Source organism: Nocardioides luteus (assembly GCF_000960475.2).
Lineage (GTDB): Bacteria > Actinomycetota > Actinomycetes > Propionibacteriales > Nocardioidaceae > Nocardioides > Nocardioides luteus_A.
This window is the reverse complement of sequence record NZ_JZDQ02000030.1, coordinates 68,987-84,725: the sequence shown is the minus strand read 5'-3', so window position 1 is coordinate 84,725 and position 15,739 is coordinate 68,987. Positions and strand designations below refer to the sequence as shown.

Here is a 15,739-nt window from a genome sequence, read left to right as displayed (position 1 = left end):
TCTGAGGTAGCGGCCACCACGCCCCAGCGCGGCGAGCGGTCGGCTGACGGGTTCAGGCGCCGAACAGCAGGTAGAGACCCATATAGGTGTAGAGCACCATCGCGACGAGTAGCGGCAGCTGGCCAGCGACCTGGTGACGGCGTGGGAGAATCTCCAGGGAACGGTCGTGAGCTGCGATGACGCCCAAGACGTGCCCGGTCACGATGGAGACCACCTTGGTCGTGGCCAGGAAGGTCGCATGCTGGGAGAACCAGTAGTTGACCTCCCAGCCGCCGGTCCCGAACAGATTCGCCCCGGTTCCGATGGGGTCGCTGATCTGAATCAGAGTCTGTGAGCCGACCTGTACGAAGAAGCTCAGGTAGTGCGCCACCATGTAGCCGACGACGATCGGGACGATGGAGTGAGCGAGCTGACGCGGGACCTGCCAGCGATCGACGCTCTCCTCGACCCTTGTTGCCATCGACGCCGCCATGAAGACGACCCCGACGACGGTGACCGCCGTCAGGAGCCCGGCCGTTCCCAACACGGTCTGGTCGATGCCGCTGGACTGGACGAACCGGATCCAGGTCACGCTCTCGCGCCAGCTGTCGTATGCGGTGCTTGCAAGGAGGACGGCGACCGTGGCCACCAGTCCTGCTTCGCCTGGCACACGGGCAAGGTGGCGCAGCGGACTGATCCAGACGAGGTCGCCTTCGTCGTTGTGGGCCCACGGTGAGAGGTGGGCCAGAAGGGTGGAGTAGACCTCGAACGGGTCGGCCCGCTCGAGCCATCGTTCGCCGAAGATCGCACCGCCGAGCAACATCGCCGCGAGGTAGCACGCGAACCAGGCGCGAACCGAGCCCAGGTAGTTCGCTTGGGGTGAGACGAGCTCGAGCCAGACGAAGGCGAACAGACCTATCGCTGCGGGCCAGTACCCCAGCTGGGCGGGATACCGGCGGATGCCTTCGCCAGGTGGTCGCCCCGCGACCTTCGCGAGGAACAAGTGGAGAGTGCGGGCCGGGCTGACAGCACGGTAGAAGCGGCCGAACAGCAGCGAAGCCGGGACGATGCCGACCCAGAGCCAGACGTAGACCACGCCAAAGGTGGGGTTGTTCAGCAGGTCCGGCCCGAACAGCGCGGGCCAGAGCATGAAGCAGAAGAACGTCATCCCGAGTGTGCGGATGGTCAGGGTCCAGCCGCGACTGTCCAGGAATGCTGCGAGAGCCACGTGGACGGTTCGTTCGCCGCCGGTCGTTGCGAACCGAGGCGTACGCCACGCCAGCAGCAGAACGAGGAAGGACAGCGCGAGGGCGGCGGTACCGCCCGCGATCGCCAAGGGGGCAGGAATGGGCAGGTCGGCGCCGCCGCCCAGGCCATGCATGGGCAGGATCAGGGGGAACAAGTCAGCGCACCTCGATGAGGGCGACGACGGCGCTGGTGTCGTGGTCCTCGACCTCGACGGTGCCGGGCGTGTTCACGACGATCTCGCTCTTCGTGGTTCCCTCGGCGAATTCGACAAACTGCTCAGACGCGGCGTGGACGTGCAGCTCGCCGGCTCGATCGGAGTCGATCTCGACGAGAAGCTTCTCCCCGGTGCCGAGGTCGATCTCCTCCGCATTGGGCGACACCTCGTCCCCGTCGATCGTGACCGTGAGAACCGGACCGAGGTCGGTCGGCTCGGTTGTGGGGGTGACCGGAGCTGCAGGCGATGTGGCAACCGAGGGGGTCACAGAGGATTTTGCGTCAGCCCGCCCGGCCGGTGGGGCGGTGTCCTCGCCGGCACCTGCGCACGCGGCGAGCGCGAGGACGAGTGTGAACGTCGCAGCGATGGTGGTGCTGAATCGCCCGAGAGGGCGTTGGTGCGTAGGCATGGGTACCTCTCGTGTGAGTCGTGTCTGAAAGGCGCCCACGCGTGCCACGACAGTGGTGCTGTGCGCCGGCCGGTTCCTAACCGGGGAGGGCCGAGCCGGGGAGGGCGGCGAGCGCCACGACGGTGGTCGCGGCCAAGACCGTGGCGACCTCCTGCAGCCGCCGGCGAGCGGGCTTGTCTCGTCGGCGGTCGCCCTTGTCGTGGTCGGATCTACGCCGCCGCTCCCGGTACAGGAGCGCCACCCCCGTGCCGACGACCACCACCGCCAGCGCGCCGTACGCGATCGGCCGCCAGCCGTCGGTCGTGCTCGCCGTGAGCAGGAGCAGCAACACACCGGCCACCGGCATGATCCGGGCGAGCAGCCGTGTGGCGGGCGCCGTCCGTCCTCCGGATCGACGCAGGACCGTCCACTGCATCACCGCGGCCCCGACGCCGACCGCAGCAGCGAGCAGGAGTGCGATGCCCTCGGCCACGCTGACCGGCCCTGGTCCTGCCGGTGCCTGGGGGCGGGCGAAGACCCAGGTCGCCGCCAACGCCGAGGCGGCGCCGAGCACTGTCAGCGCGGAGGTCCAGCGCTCGGCCGAGGTCCGGGCGGGCTCGCTTCGCAGGAGCTGCCAGAAGCCGAGTGTGAGCGGCACCAGGATGAGCAGCCTGGCCAGGAGCGCCGCCCCGATGTCCGACTTGACCGTCCCGGCGAGGAGCGCCGGGTCGAACGCGTCACCGAGCGAGGTCCGGGCGGCGTAGCCGCCGAACGAGAGCAGGGACACGAGCGTCGCCAGCACCAAGGTGGCCCACGTGTAGCGGAGCAGACGGCGCGATCCCCGGCGGCGGGCACCCTGGGGCCAGGCGACCACGAGCGCGAACACGGTCCCGACACCGAGCACCAGGGCGGCTGTCGCGAGGGTTCCCGCAATCGTGTACACCGTGACGATGACCGGGTCACGGTCGACGACGAGCCCCGGGACCGCGGTGAGCCTCGCCGAGGAGAACACCGAGAAGTTCGACGACCCGACCATCGGTTCGAGGGTGCTGGAAGGCACAGACCAGACGACCGTGTAGATCCCCTCGTAGCGGGTCTTCGGCATCGGCACGGCGATCGTGTCGTCGGCCCCCGCTGGGTTGTACGGCCGGGTCGACACGATGCGCTCGCCTGCGGGATCGGTCATCTGGACCGTCGCGAGCTCCGCGGGGACCGGCCGGTCGAACGTGATCCGGACCTCGTCGGGGGACTTGACCGTCTCGCCGTCGCCCGGGCTCAACGAGACCAGCACCGGGTCGCCGGACGGCGACGGCAGCACCGTGAGCAACACTCCCCAGCAGACTGCGACCAACACAATCAGCCCGATCACGCGCCGACGGAACCCGGGGCGGGGTGGGGTTGTGACAGTCCGTGGGCGAATCTCCTGCGCAGTCATCGGCAAGCCTCTCGCATGATTAGAAGTCTTGGGAACTGGTCGGGCCCAGCGACATCCCGGCCTGATGTCGTCGGGATGCTGGGCCCAGGTGGGGATGGGTCCGGGGCTGGGCAGCGTTGCCCAGCCCCGGACCGTCGGTGGTGTCAGATGGTGATCAGCAGGCCGACTCGTCGATCGGGTTGATCTGCTCGCAGGTCAGGCCCTTTCGCCAGGCCTCCGGGATCTCCTGTGACCAGCCGTTGTAGACCAGCGGGATGGCCAGGACGCCCTGTCCACCCACACCGGGGTGGGCAACGAGCTCGTCGTCCATCTTGGTGTCCGCCGTCGGCCCCAGCGTCAGCTGGCCAGCGACGGCGGCATCCGAGATGTCGCCGTCGTTGTTCGGGTCGATGTCGATGACCTGGGTGGCGTTGGAGAACTTGTTGGAGACGTAGGCGTAGTAGCCGCCACCCTTCTTGGCGCCGAAGTTGGCGCCGTGGCAACCGGCGTTGCACGGCAGGTCCTTGATCAACTTGTTCGTCTTCGGGTCGATCACGTTGACCGTCTGGGACAGGGTGTTCACCGCCAGCAGCGCCTTACCGTCCGGGCTCACCGGGAGCTGGATGGTCAGTCCGCCCCACGACTTGCCCGCCTCGGGACCGGTCTGCGGGTCGTAGTTCTGCCACAGATCGATCGTGGAGTTCTTGGCCACACTGCCATCGGGGGTCGCACACGCGTCCTCCTCCAGCGACACGCACGACACGCTCATGCCCAGGAAGTTGGACAGGTACGCCTTCTTCGAGTCCGGCGTCATCGACGTGGCGATCGGGAAGGCACCGACGGGCTCGTGCCTGACCTTCCCCGTGTCGAGGTCGGCGATGACGGCCTCCGAGGTCATCGTGTTCGGCGCGACGACGGTCTTGCCGTCATGGCTGGTCCAGTGCGCGTGCGGGTGCGGAGTCATGCCGCTGTCCGGGTCGGCGTGGATGCGCTGAACGACCTTCGTGGCACCCGGCGCCGCCTCGACGATGTCCGTCCCGGCGTTGATGCCGATCGTCAGGTTGTCGTTGCCCGGACGGGTCATCACGTGCGCCGGGTTGGGGCCGACCTCGAGGCTCCGTACGAACTTGCCGGTCGCCCGGTCGAACACGTCGGTCTCGCTGTCGAACCACTCGTTGCCGTACACGTACTTGTAGTTCTTGTCCGTCCACATGTTGTGGACGTTGTTCATGTTGATCTCGGGGGCTGCGATCTTCCGATCGATCGTCCAGTCCTCGGCGTTGATCTTCGTGATGGAGCCGTGCTTCTTCTTCCCTGCGTAGTCCTCCATCTGAGTGGCGATCCAGACCTCACCAACACCAGGGGTGGTCGGCTTCTTCGTCGCGGCCAGCTTCTTCGGGTACCCGAACTTCTGGTCGAAGTACGCGTCCAGGTTCGGGATCAGCACCGGCTTGCCGTCTGCGTCGTACTGCAGGATCGGGGCAGGCGGCTGGACCGGGTTCCAGGCGACGTCCTTGGTGGAGCTGAACTCCTGCCAGTTGTTCGGGTTGGTGATCGTGAAGAAGGCGTTCACCAGCCGCTGGATGATGTCGGCGTTCGACGGAACGGCCTCGGGCTTGCCGTTGACCACCAGCTTCTCGCCGAAGTCGAGACCCAACGTGAGCGGGTCGTCGACCACGACCGCGCCGAGCATGTAGGGCGCGACCGAGTCGGTGAAGGCGTACAGCCCCGGCTCGGTGAGCTGAATCGTCTTCTTGCCGTAGAAGGCGCCCTTGGCATCCATGTACGGGAACTCGTCCGCCCCCTCCGGGGCGATCAGCCCGATCGGGTTGCGGATTCCCTGAGACTTGGCCGGGTCCACGTTGAACGTGACGGAGACCGGGGGGCCGTCGACTGCGAATTCCTGGAGGGAGTCCAAGACACCCATCAGGTCCACGCCGACGGGCAGCGAGGCCAGGTCGACCGGCTCGTCCGCCGGCATGTCGGCGACGGTCGCCTTGAGCTCGCCGATCAGATCCTTGGCCTCGGCGGCCTTGGAGGCCGCCTCGGGCGAGGACTTCGCGATGCCCTGCACGGTGGCCAGGGTCGAGTTGAGAGCCAGCGGGTCGGTCGGGGCACTCGTCCCGCCAGCGGTGCTGAGGCCGCCGACAAGGTTCTCCACCAGCGAGGCGTCAGTCGGCAGCACCGGGCCACCGACGGAGGGCAAGCCGCCAGCAGCGCTGACCCGGGGGAGCACGGCGACCGCGAGGGACTTGCTGCCGAAGAGGTCGAGACCGGCGTCGAACCATCCTCCGTTCTCGTCGGTGATGTCGAAGGTGATGGGGAGCGGGCCCACCCCGATCGGCTGCTGGCCGACCGCCGGCATCGTGGCCAGGCTCGCCGCCGTGATCGCCGAGGCCGCTGCCACGGCCACTGCGCCGAGCCGGCGTCGTCGCTTCCTGGACCCCAAGAAGCCTTGGGGAGCTAATTCAGACATAGAGAATGCCTCTCTTTTTAGCGCATTGATTTCGGGGCTCCAAGGTGAAGATATGGGGATTCCGAGGAGTGCAATCCACTACATCCTGCGCTCATTAAGGCCCCAGAACCCTGCGGGAAATCTACTCGTTAATGGGACCTCACAACCTCACGAGGGCATTAAGAATCGGGTAGCGACGAGGAAAAACGGGCGGGTTCCGTTCCTGATAATACCCCCGGTGGTTTCACGTCGATAATACCCCGGGGTGTTTATGCGGGGGCCTCTAATACGCGCGTGGAAGTAGCCGCCGAAAAGGCAAAGTCGGATGCCGGTTGGGTCTTTTTACTGTTGCGTTACGTTGCAGCGACGAATCGGACATACCTGGTCGGCCTACTGGCTATCCGGTCCCACATGGATTCTCGAAACCCTGAAATGCCCAAAACATACCTCTGAAACATCCACAACCAATTGGGTGCGAGGAGGGAAAAGTTAAAAGGAGAGGACATGCCCAGTCTTACCTGCGTTTACCAAGGCGGCTCCAGAAGGAAGGTCCGGCATGACCACGATCCCCACTGAACCCTCACCGCCCCGCGCAGGTGTCGGCACGCGCGATCGAAAGCGTTCCGGCACCGTGTTGTGGTTGCTCGCTCGACGCGTGCACTTCATGGCGGGTCTTCTGGTCGCGCCGTTCCTCGCGGTGTTGGCGTTGACCGGCCTGGCCTATGCGTTCGCTCCCCAGATCAACGATGTGCTGTACGGCGACAAGCTGTATGTGGAGGCGGAGACAGGAAGCCCGCGTCCGCTGTCGGAGCAGGTCGCGGCCGCGCTCGCCGTCCATCCGGACGCACACGTCACCTCGGTCATTCCGGCAGAGGACGCCGACCGAACCACCCAGGTGGTGCTCGGGGGCATCGAAGGCCTGAAACAGACCGGGAGCGACTTCTCCTCGGAGTCGCTGACCGTGTACGTCGATCCGTACACGGCTGGCGTCAACGGCGAGCTGGTCACCGTGGCCAACCGACCACCCGCGCAGGTGTGGCTGCGCGAGTTCCACGGCAACCTGCACCTGGGCGACCTCGGGCGGCTCTATTCCGAGTTCGTTGCCAGCTGGCTGCCCTTCATCGTGCTCGGTGGCCTGGTCCTGTGGCTCGGCAAACGCGCCCGTGGCCGATCCCTACGGGCCGTGCTGGTTCCGTCCCTCACCGCGAAGGGACGTGCACGCCATCGGTCCTGGCACGGGGCCCTGGGTCTCTGGCTGGCGGTCGGGCTGCTCGGCATCAGCATCACCGGCCTGACCTGGTCGAACTATGCCGGCGGCCGCGTCGACGCCGCGATCACCGCCCTGAACGGCAAGACCCCTTCGCTTTCCGCGCCGGAGGTGACGCCGGTGGGCGGTGCTGAGCCGATCAGCTTCGACCGTGTGGTTGAGGTGGCCAGGTCGGAAGGCCTGCAGGGTGAACTCACTCTCCTCCCGCCGTACGCCGCCGACGGGCCCTTCACCGTCAAGGAGTCGTCCGACGGTCTGCCGATCCGCAAGACCTCCGTCGTCATCGATCCCTACACCGAGCAGATCACTGCCCGCCAGGGCTGGGAGGACTACCCGCTGATGGCCAAGCTCACCAGCATCGGTGTCGATGCCCACAGCGGCACCCTGTTCGGTCTGGCCAATCAGCTTGCACTGGCCCTGCTGGCCTTGGGATCGCTCGCGCTCCTGGGGCTGGGATATCGGATGTGGTGGCAGCGCCGGCCCACGCGGCCCGGGCGTTCCTCCCCGGCGCCGGTGTGGCGCAACCTGTCGGTGCCGATGCTGGTTGTGGTGTTTCTTGCGGCGGGTGCCCTGGGCTGGGCGATGCCGGTCTTCGGGGTCACCCTCGTCGCCTTCGTCGTCCTCGACGGCACCGTGAATACGGTGCGTCGCCGTGCCCGCGCGAGCTCTGCCTGACGCGTCCTGCCGCCCGCTCCGCACGCCACGCCCGACGAAGCAGGAGCGCCGCCGAAGGCCGTCAACTTCGGCGGCGCGTCACCCTGCCTTGGCAAGAGGCCGCTGAGTGTCAGAGGGGACGCGCGAGCGCCGTGGCCAGAGAGACCGCGATCGCCATCACGGCGAGCTCGAGCCCGGCCCACACGGTGAGCGGTGTGGGCTGCTGGCGCGCCACGCGGTCGACGACGGCCGCACGGATGTACGCCCCGGTGCAGCCCAGCAGGCCCATGCAGGCGAGCTTGCCCATGACCAGCCAGCCGGCACCGGTCTGTGTCAATGCGCCGACTGCCTCCCCGAGGGACGGCGTCACGTCGCCGGTCAGCCGGGCCGCAGCCAACAACAGGCCGCTGACCCCCACCAGCGCGAAACTCACCTCGGCGACCCGCGAGAACCGGGGAAGAACGACAGCAAGCGCGTGGCGGTCGGCGGCGACGATCAGAGAGGTGATCGCCAGGCCGCCCACCCAGAGTGCCGCTCCGCTCACGTGGAGGGCGCTGGCCGTCATCAGCAGCAACGGCGGCTCACCCTGCGAAGGATGCCCGCTCATCGACACTGCCGTCAGGCCCGAGAGCGCGATCAGGAAGCCCACGTCCGGCGGCAGCGACGGCCGCCGCAAGCGGGCAACCGAGTAGGCGGTCAACGCTCCCGCCGACCCAGCGCTGATCAGCAGTGCGAGACCTAGGCTGACGTTTCCGCCGTAACCGAGCACGCCGCCGACCGGCACCCGTAGTTGGCGGAGCGAGATCTCCGCCGCGTTGAACCAGAGACCCAGCAGCGCCGCGACCGTCCAGACTGCTGCGGTCCACACCGCCGCCGTTGACGTACGTCGGGCCAGGGCAGGAGCGCGGTCGCGACCAGCCTCGCCCAGAAGCACCTGCACCAGCACGGAGCCCACGGCCCCGATCGCGCACACGTTCGCGATCCAGCGGAGCAGCGGGATCCCGGTGCGCACCACCACCGACGGCTCGGGAATGCCGACGACCGGCTGCGGAAACGTGACCAGGATCCCGAAGGCAAGCGCGACAAGGCTCGCGCAGACAAGCGCCGAGACCTGCAGGAGCCGGATACGGTCGTTCATCGCGCATCCGTTCGGCGGACGGTCCAGCGACCGACAGCCCCGACACACACCGCGACTGCGGCCAGCAGCGCGATCCACAGCCACGTGGGCATCGCTGCCAGACCACGCGGCTGGTCCACGTCGAACGCCGTCATCGCGGTGGCAGCGGACGCAGCGGACGTGCTGTACGTGGTCGACGCGGTGGACGCGGTGGACGCCGACGGCCGGATGTTGATCGGCACTGACCCTGTGATCGGGTGACCGTCCGCTCCGAGCACCCGGTAGTCGATCTGGTAGCGGCCCGGAGGCCCCACGTCACTCATCGAGGCGGTCAGGGTGTTCCCGGTGATGCGAGCACGACCACATGCCCAATGGCTGCTCTTCGGTCCGGTCACCACGATGCCGTTTGCGCCAGGGAACGCTTGGACCGGCTGGTCGAAAGTGAGCACTACCTCCGTCGGGCCGGCGGCGAGCGCTGCGCCGGCACGTGGAAAACTCTCGACCAAGTGCGCGTGCGCGGATGCCGGCGCCGCTGTGAACAGTGTGGGGGTCAAGAACGAGAGCGCGAAGATCGTCACTGCGAACGCCATGGCGAGGCGCTGCGATCCGCATGCTGAAGAATTCGACATTGCTTTCACCTAAGCGAGTTTCGAGAGTCATCGAACTGGGGGTGGTCCGTGGCTCAGCCGGCACCGGGTCCGCGCATGAGAGCGCAGGACCCTGTGTCGTGTGTGCCTTCAATGGCCTCAGTGCCCGGTGGCGAGGATGAATGGGATGGTGATGGCGGCAATGCTGGGGGCGATCACCTGCTGCATGGCGAATACCCATTCTGTGTTCGCGAACGGCGCACGGCAATGTGTATGTGGCTAGCTCAGAAACCTGGCACATATAGTTGATCTCAGACCGGTTCCGGAGCAGTTACGTATGCGCATGTCCCCTGTAACTAAGAAAAGCGTCGAGTGAAGTGTTCTTAACGCTGGCGTTGGGGGAATTGGGGTGGCTGTGACGCGTCCGTAACACCTTGTTGTCGTTCAACACTTTTCACCGTTGGTGTGAGCGCGTTGTGAGGTGAGAATGCACTCGTGCTGGGGAGATCGACTTCTCGATGAAACACTTTGCCGACGCGCCTCGGGCGGTGAAGGAGCCTCCGGCACCCCGGCGAGTGCCCACATATCCACCACTCCGACCGAGACGGCGGCGGTGCTCACATCGTGCTGGTCGTGAGGGTGTCGCACAGCTGCGGCGGCTCCCCCACCACGAAGGTCGACATCCACCAGAGGTGCGGCTCAGCGGACCAGGTCGTTGATGCACCGGCTCCAGGCCACCTGGTCAAGCCGATTCACGCCGTTCACCGTGCACAGCGTGATCGCCTGTGTCAGCGTCACGACTTGCTCGACAGGTTCGCTGACAGGGGCTGGAAGTGGCTCAGTGACCTTCTCTAGAGTCCCCTCGTCCTGTCCCTGGTTCGGCGGCGAAGCGGGAGCCTCCTCCGAAGCAGGTGACTCGGGCTCGTCTTCCGTGCTTGCCTGACCACCACGAACCGGGTCCGGAGCGGAGCTCGGGCGACCAGTGGCGCCGTCGTCCCCCCGCGGGGGGCGCCTTGCTTTCGGCGCCCCGTTCTCGCCGACGGCAGCCTCGTCAGCCCGCCGATAGGAGGCGGACATGGCGGTCGCCGGCGCGATCTCGTCGGGAACGGCGTCGTAGTCACCCTTCAGGTACGCCGTTCGAGTCCGCAGCACCTGGTCGGCGTAGGACGTCGACCGGTTGTAGCGGAGGACCGCTTCGCGGCGGCCGGCCTCGCTACCGAGATCATCGGGACCTGAGCACAGGTACACCGCTGCCGCCAGCGCGGCGTCGTTGATGTTCTGCGGGTCCCGCTGCCCGTCGCCATCGGCGTCCACGCCGACGGTCGACCATGTGGCGGGAACGAACTGCATCGGACCGACAGCACGATCCCAGGTCTTGTCTCGGTCGTACTGCCCAGCGTCGGTGTCTTCGATCGTCTGGGTGTCATTCGTACCGTCAAGAGCGACGCCATAGATGCCTGGACGGGAGACGCCGTCGGCACCCAGGGTGCTACCGCCGAAGCGGCCGTGGTCCGACTCCACGTAACCCACGGCCCCGAGCAGCTGCCAGTCGATGTTGCACGTCTCGTCGGCAGCGTTGATGACGGTCTCGGCACGCTGGTACGCGGCAAGCGCAGCGCTCGGGATTCCACGTGCCGAAGCTGCCGACGCACCCTGCGCAGCACGCTTCTGCGGCACGCCGGCCCCGACGACAGCGGGTCGGGAGTAGCTCGCCGGTGCCTGCGGCGCCGCCGCCGGCACCGAGAGACGGCTGGACGGCCCGGTGCCCTCTCCGTTTGCGCTGGCTAGCGCGTGTGGGCTCATCAGGTGCGCGGTGCAAACCAACGACAGGACGAGCAGATCGACATGCGCGACAACGCGCCGCTTCGCGCTCGACGTCGGCATCCCGGCATCATCCGTGGCAAGCATGGCATCTCCTCAGGCTCTACAGTTGATGTCGAATCGAGGCCCATCCGTCCACTCAGTGGTCCGTCGCCCAGAACCCCTCCGCCGATGCACGATCTGCCAGAGCAGGACCGCTCCGGATACCACGATGGTCAGGACCGACAGCGCGGCGACCTCACCGGGATCACTGATCCGCATGCCCGCGGCGTACCCCGGAATCGCGGCGACGGCACCGGCCAAGGCCGCTGCCACGGCAGCATCGCGACGGTCCACGGTTCCTGAGAAGCCCACGGCGGCGTCCCTTCGAGGTGCGATGGCGAAGGATCGCGCCGTTGCGACCGGAGAAAGAGATGGGTCTACCAGATGGGGGCCACATCCGTCGGGGCTCTGACACGAGCTGGGCAACGGGGGACGCCGGACCTCTTGACTGTCAATACTCGCGAGCCCGATCGCGCCTACAACCACGTCGGCGTAAACATGCAGGACGCCTAGGTCTCACGACCTCACAGCACGGTCGTCACGATCCTCGCCATCTCCGAGCACACAGGCCCGGCCACATCACACGGGACGGCGCCGATCTCCCTGCCACGCGACTTCCGCGACACCGGCACCTGGCGGCGATCGAAGGATCCGCGGTAGGGGTAGAAGGCAGCTTGGTGCTCGCCGTCGTCCTGCACAACGTCGCCGGCCTCGACCTCGGGTACGCCGTCGGGCGCCTGTGCGGCCTTCCGGTCTCGAGCCGGCGCGCCATCAGCATCGAGGTCGGCATGCAGAACTCCGGCCTCGCCGCCGCACTCCGCGTTGCCGGCCGCCATCTTCTCGGTCTGGCACAACGTGTCCGGGTCGACGCTGGCGAGTTATTGGTCGCGGCGTCCCATCGAGAGCGCTGACGTCGAGTCCCCGGCCGCGGTCCACCCGTGACTCCGGAGATCACCGTTCACCGGCGTCCCGCATCGGCGCCTTGACGGGCAGCGACAACGAGCCCGGCCGCCCATCCAGGAGAACGCCCACGATCCGGTGGCGTGATGGTCCCGGTGTCATGCCCGCTGGCGGCGAGCAGCCACGAGATCAGCGAGTTCGAGTTCCACATCTCTCCGGTGCGAAGCTCGTCCCGACCCCAGGTGGCCGTGGGAAACGACGGCACGAGCTCGAGTAGCCGCTTCGTCCTCGCCGAGTCGGTCTCCACCGGGACCGGACCCCCGACGACGGCGGCGGCGGCGTCCGGGATGACTCCGTCGCGCCAGCAACGGACCTCGTACCGGAAGGCACGGGAGCGCCCCAGGACGCGCAGGCCGACCGGTCCCTCCGACACCGTGCCCTGAGCAGCACCAGAGCTCCACACCGGTGCCATCTCGATCACGTAGCGTGCTCCGCCCCGGAGGACCTCCAGCGCTGAGTGGTAGAGGTCGCACCGGTCACGTCGCTCGACGAGCGCGACCAGGGCCTCGTAGGCGCGGCCGTTGACGCGGACGCAGTGTGTGTTGTCGCCGGCCCCCAAGGGCAGCCAGTACAGATCGATGCGCGGTTCGGGCTCCACCTCTCCACGCTGAGGCTCTCGACCGGCGGCGGCGAGGGCCCTTGTTCCCTGCCCGAGGATCCGTTGGGCCGTTCGTCGTGCCGGTCGGGTCAGTTCTTGGGGTTCCGGTTGGCGGTGGGAAGGCGCCAGGGCCGAGCCGGGGTCCGGTGGCCGCGCCTGGAGCGGATCGGCGCCGCGCCGGACGCGTGCCGGCTCTCGGCGACCTTCTCGGCGAAGTAGACGGTGCCGGCGAACCGGTCGACGAGCGACGCGGCGTCGATGGGGGCATCGGAGCTCTTGGCGTGGTCGTCGATCGATGCCTGCAGGATCTGCTCGATCGCGGCGGCGTCGTAGTGGCTGCTGAACTCATCGGCAGGGCGAGCGGTGGCGCTGTTCGGTGCCGGCTGCCGGTCTCGGGTGACCTCGGTGTCCATCGTGACTACTCCTTGCGCGTGTGGGGGAAGGCTCAGGGATGAAGGCGGGACGCGAGCGCTCTGATGCGGCGCTCGAGCTCGTCGTACGCGGTGTCGAAGGCCTCGGCGCCGTTGCCGACCGGGTCGGGGATCGACCAGTGCAGCTCCCCAGGGACCTTCGGCGCCTCATGGGCGCGGTCACACACGGTGACCACGAGATCGTCAGGATCAAGTACGTCCTCGACCCGCCGCGGCTCGACGATGGGGAGGTCCAGCTCGCGGCGGGTCGCGACGTCGATCGTTCCCGGGTTGATCCGGTCGGCGGGATGGGTGCCGGCCGAAGCTGCCGGGATCGGGCTGACCTGGCGCCACAGAGCGGCGGCCAGGTGCGAGCGTGCGGTGTTGCCCGTGCACACGAACAGGACTCGCTTGGGCACCGGACGGGGGGATCCGGTGCCCAAGCTCTCGAACGTGTCCTGTTCGAGATGGAGATACGTACGTCTCCCGTCGCCCTCGGAACTGTGACGGGACACGACGCCTGCGCTCACCAGCGTCTGGACGTGGTGGGCAAACAGGTTCGACGGGACAGCCAGCATCCCGGCGATCTCTGTGGGGGAGGCATCACTTGTCTGGAGGATGTCAACAATCCGAAGTCGCACCGGATCGCCGAGCGCTGCATGCACTGTGGCTCGACGTTCCAGTTCGTCTTGTTGCTCAACGTCCATTGAGTCAATGATTACTGAGCGATTGGCGGCGAGTCAAGGGATCCGAGGGAAATAACGATCAAATGACCGATTTCACGTCGTCCGCGGATCGACGCTGCGACAGCGACTCAGATCGCGCAGAACCGTCCGGGATGCACACGAGACGACAGGCGAAGGGACCGCCGTGCGAAATGAAGAAAACCCGGGCCGTTCAGCAACGAATTGCCTACTGAGACCGGGTTTTCACCTGGTGGAGCTGAGGGGATTCGAACCCCTGGCCTTCTCATTGCGAACGAGACGCGCTACCAACTGCGCCACAGCCCCAAGCGATGAGAAACGTTAGCACCTCGTCGCGGGTGTTACCCAATCAGGAGGGCTTCAGGAGCCCGTGGCGCGGCCACGCGCCTCTTCGGCGGCCGAAGCCGCGGCACGCTCGGCCTCCTCGGCCTGGCGGACCAGCTCCGAGTCGGCGGCGTTGCGCCCCGAGCTCCACACGCCGGTGGCGTCCAGGTCGATGGTGCGCACGGTGCGGCGCGGCGCCGCCTCCTTGGAGACGTACGTCGGCAGCGGGGTCTCCACCGGCTTCCAGGAGCCCGCGGGGAGCTGCTCACCGGTGTCGTCGTGCTCGACGACGGCGACCAGATCGCCGGTGTCCTGGTCGATGTCGAAGGTGACCCGGGGCGGGGCGACGGGCTCCGGCTCGGGGATGTCCTCGGGGAACGGGATCCGTGCCCAGACCTCGCGCTGGTGGCGCACGCTGATCCGGCAGGTGACCAGCCAGGCGACAACGAGCCCGGCCGGGATCGCGATCCAGACCGGGCCGAAGACACCGAAGCCGGCAAGTGCGCCGACCACAGCCAAGCCTAGGACCAGAACTCCCAGGACGATCGAACGGCGTTTGGCCGCGGCGCGAGCCGCCCGGCGGCGTACGGCCATCGGGACGGGTCGTGGAGCACGTCCCTGGTCGCCCTCAGCCGCGACTTCGGACTTCTTCGACGACTTCTCGGTCACCAGGTCGGTGGAGTCCTTGCCGGTGGCCTCTCGTCGTGCGAGGATCCGACGGGACTTGGAGATGGCGGCGCCGGCCCGGCTCTTCGTCCCGTCCTCGGCCGTCGCTGTCTGTTCGAGCGCTTTGGGCACCAAGTACACCGCCCACGCCACGGCGAGGGCGACGAAGATGAGTGCGCTCGGGTCCACGTCAAGAAGCGTAGGAGCCATTACCAGCCCGTAGGCGGACGTGCAGTGGTGTGTCGCGTGTGACTTGTGTGATTTCAGAAGGACACGCCGACGTCAATGCCTCATTCAGGTGACAAACCCAGTCTGGCCAGCATTCCTTGGTGACATTCCTCGACCGTTATCGCGAAGATTCGGTGATCCCGCCAGGCACCGTCGATGTGCAGGAACCGGGGCGCATATCCGATCTCGTTGATCCCCAGCTTCTCCACGACACGCAGCGAGTTGGAGTTCTCCGGACGGATGCAGATCTCGACCCGGTGCAGCCGCGCGGTAGTGAAGCAGTGGTCGATGACCAGCGCCACCGCCAGCGGCATCACGCCGCGGCCGGCGAAGCCCTGGTCGATCCAGTAGCCGATCGAGGCGAACTGCGCCGAGCCGCGCACGATGTTGTTGACCGTCACCTGACCAGCGAAGACACCGTCGACGTCGATCGCGAACGGATAGGTCACCCCGCGCTTGGCCTGACGCCGAAGACGACGTACGAGGCTGGCGAAGGTCGTCGGCCGGGCGGTCGAACCCGGGGGCACGGTCGCGTCCCACTGGTGGAGCCAAGCCGCCGAACGACGGCGCGCGTCGGTCCAGGCCTTGGCGTCGGTGCGGTCGAGAGGGCGTACGGTCACCGCGCCGTGGGACAGGACGGCGGGCCAGCCGGGATCGGTCATC

Annotated in this window: 14 protein-coding genes and 1 tRNA gene; 2 read left to right on the top strand and 13 right to left on the bottom strand. The window is 67.3% G+C overall.

Going from position 1 to position 15,739, the window contains the following annotated elements; genetic code table 11:
• Nucleotides 1–52 precede the first annotated feature (52 nt).
• From UG56_RS20020 to UG56_RS20005, 4 genes are all read right to left on the bottom strand, one after another.
• Complete coding sequence (locus UG56_RS20020) at nt 53–1,381, bottom strand: hypothetical protein (RefSeq protein ID WP_256206783.1); 1,329 nt, start codon at nt 1,379–1,381, stop codon at nt 53–55.
• A 1-nt stretch (nt 1,382) separates the two neighbouring features.
• Nucleotides 1,383–1,889, bottom strand: coding sequence for a hypothetical protein (locus UG56_RS28015; RefSeq protein ID WP_143055122.1), 507 nt, complete (start codon nt 1,887–1,889; stop codon nt 1,383–1,385).
• A 37-nt stretch (nt 1,890–1,926) separates the two neighbouring features.
• On the bottom strand, nt 1,927–3,159 hold the full coding sequence (locus tag UG56_RS20010) for a copper resistance CopC family protein (RefSeq protein WP_052693144.1): 1,233 nt from the start codon (nt 3,157–3,159) through the stop codon (nt 1,927–1,929).
• Between the two features lie 259 nt (nt 3,160–3,418).
• Nucleotides 3,419–5,656, bottom strand: coding sequence for a YncE family protein (locus tag UG56_RS20005; RefSeq protein WP_256206782.1), 2,238 nt, complete (start codon nt 5,654–5,656; stop codon nt 3,419–3,421).
• Nucleotides 5,657–6,254: 598 nt separating this feature from the next.
• Here UG56_RS20005 and UG56_RS20000 point away from each other — a divergent pair.
• A complete protein-coding gene (locus UG56_RS20000) occupies nt 6,255–7,640 on the top strand; it encodes a PepSY-associated TM helix domain-containing protein (RefSeq protein ID WP_045547071.1) in 1,386 nt (461 codons plus the stop codon).
• A gap of 109 nt (nt 7,641–7,749) precedes the next feature.
• Here the strand turns inward: UG56_RS20000 and UG56_RS19995 are convergent, their stop codons facing one another.
• The 3 genes from UG56_RS19995 to UG56_RS19985 form a co-directional block, all read right to left on the bottom strand.
• Nucleotides 7,750–8,757, bottom strand: a complete 1,008-nt coding sequence (locus tag UG56_RS19995) for a copper resistance D family protein (protein WP_045547070.1) — start codon at nt 8,755–8,757, stop codon at nt 7,750–7,752.
• Entirely contained in the window at nt 8,754–9,326 is a 573-nt protein-coding gene (locus tag UG56_RS19990; RefSeq protein ID WP_052693140.1) for a copper resistance CopC family protein, read from the bottom strand. Before UG56_RS19990 ends, UG56_RS19995 begins: the two co-directional genes overlap by 4 nt.
• A gap of 696 nt (nt 9,327–10,022) precedes the next feature.
• On the bottom strand, nt 10,023–11,231 hold the full coding sequence (locus UG56_RS19985) for a lytic transglycosylase domain-containing protein (RefSeq protein WP_052693138.1): 1,209 nt from the start codon (nt 11,229–11,231) through the stop codon (nt 10,023–10,025).
• A gap of 629 nt (nt 11,232–11,860) precedes the next feature.
• On the opposite strand from UG56_RS19985, the gene UG56_RS27625 reads away from it, so the two are divergent.
• Complete coding sequence (locus tag UG56_RS27625) at nt 11,861–12,097, top strand: hypothetical protein (protein ID WP_218145255.1); 237 nt, start codon at nt 11,861–11,863, stop codon at nt 12,095–12,097.
• A 47-nt stretch (nt 12,098–12,144) separates the two neighbouring features.
• On the opposite strand, the gene UG56_RS19975 is transcribed toward UG56_RS27625, so the two are convergent.
• The 6 genes from UG56_RS19975 to UG56_RS19950 form a co-directional block, all read right to left on the bottom strand.
• The gene (locus tag UG56_RS19975) at nt 12,145–12,744 is read right to left on the bottom strand and encodes a hypothetical protein (RefSeq protein ID WP_256206779.1); all 600 of its coding nucleotides are present in this window, start codon (nt 12,742–12,744) and stop codon (nt 12,145–12,147) included.
• 89 nt (nt 12,745–12,833) lie between these two features.
• Entirely contained in the window at nt 12,834–13,157 is a 324-nt protein-coding gene (locus UG56_RS19970; protein ID WP_045547067.1) for a hypothetical protein, read from the bottom strand.
• A gap of 32 nt (nt 13,158–13,189) precedes the next feature.
• A complete protein-coding gene (locus UG56_RS19965; protein ID WP_045547066.1) occupies nt 13,190–13,861 on the bottom strand; it encodes an arsenate reductase/protein-tyrosine-phosphatase family protein in 672 nt (223 codons plus the stop codon).
• A gap of 227 nt (nt 13,862–14,088) precedes the next feature.
• Nucleotides 14,089–14,164, bottom strand: a tRNA-Ala gene (locus UG56_RS19960).
• Between the two features lie 54 nt (nt 14,165–14,218).
• Entirely contained in the window at nt 14,219–15,037 is an 819-nt protein-coding gene (gene sepX / locus UG56_RS19955) for a divisome protein SepX/GlpR (protein ID WP_045547065.1), read from the bottom strand.
• Between the two features lie 101 nt (nt 15,038–15,138).
• The gene (locus UG56_RS19950; RefSeq protein WP_045547064.1) at nt 15,139–15,738 is read right to left on the bottom strand and encodes a GNAT family N-acetyltransferase; all 600 of its coding nucleotides are present in this window, start codon (nt 15,736–15,738) and stop codon (nt 15,139–15,141) included.
• Nucleotide 15,739: the final 1 nt, after the last annotated feature.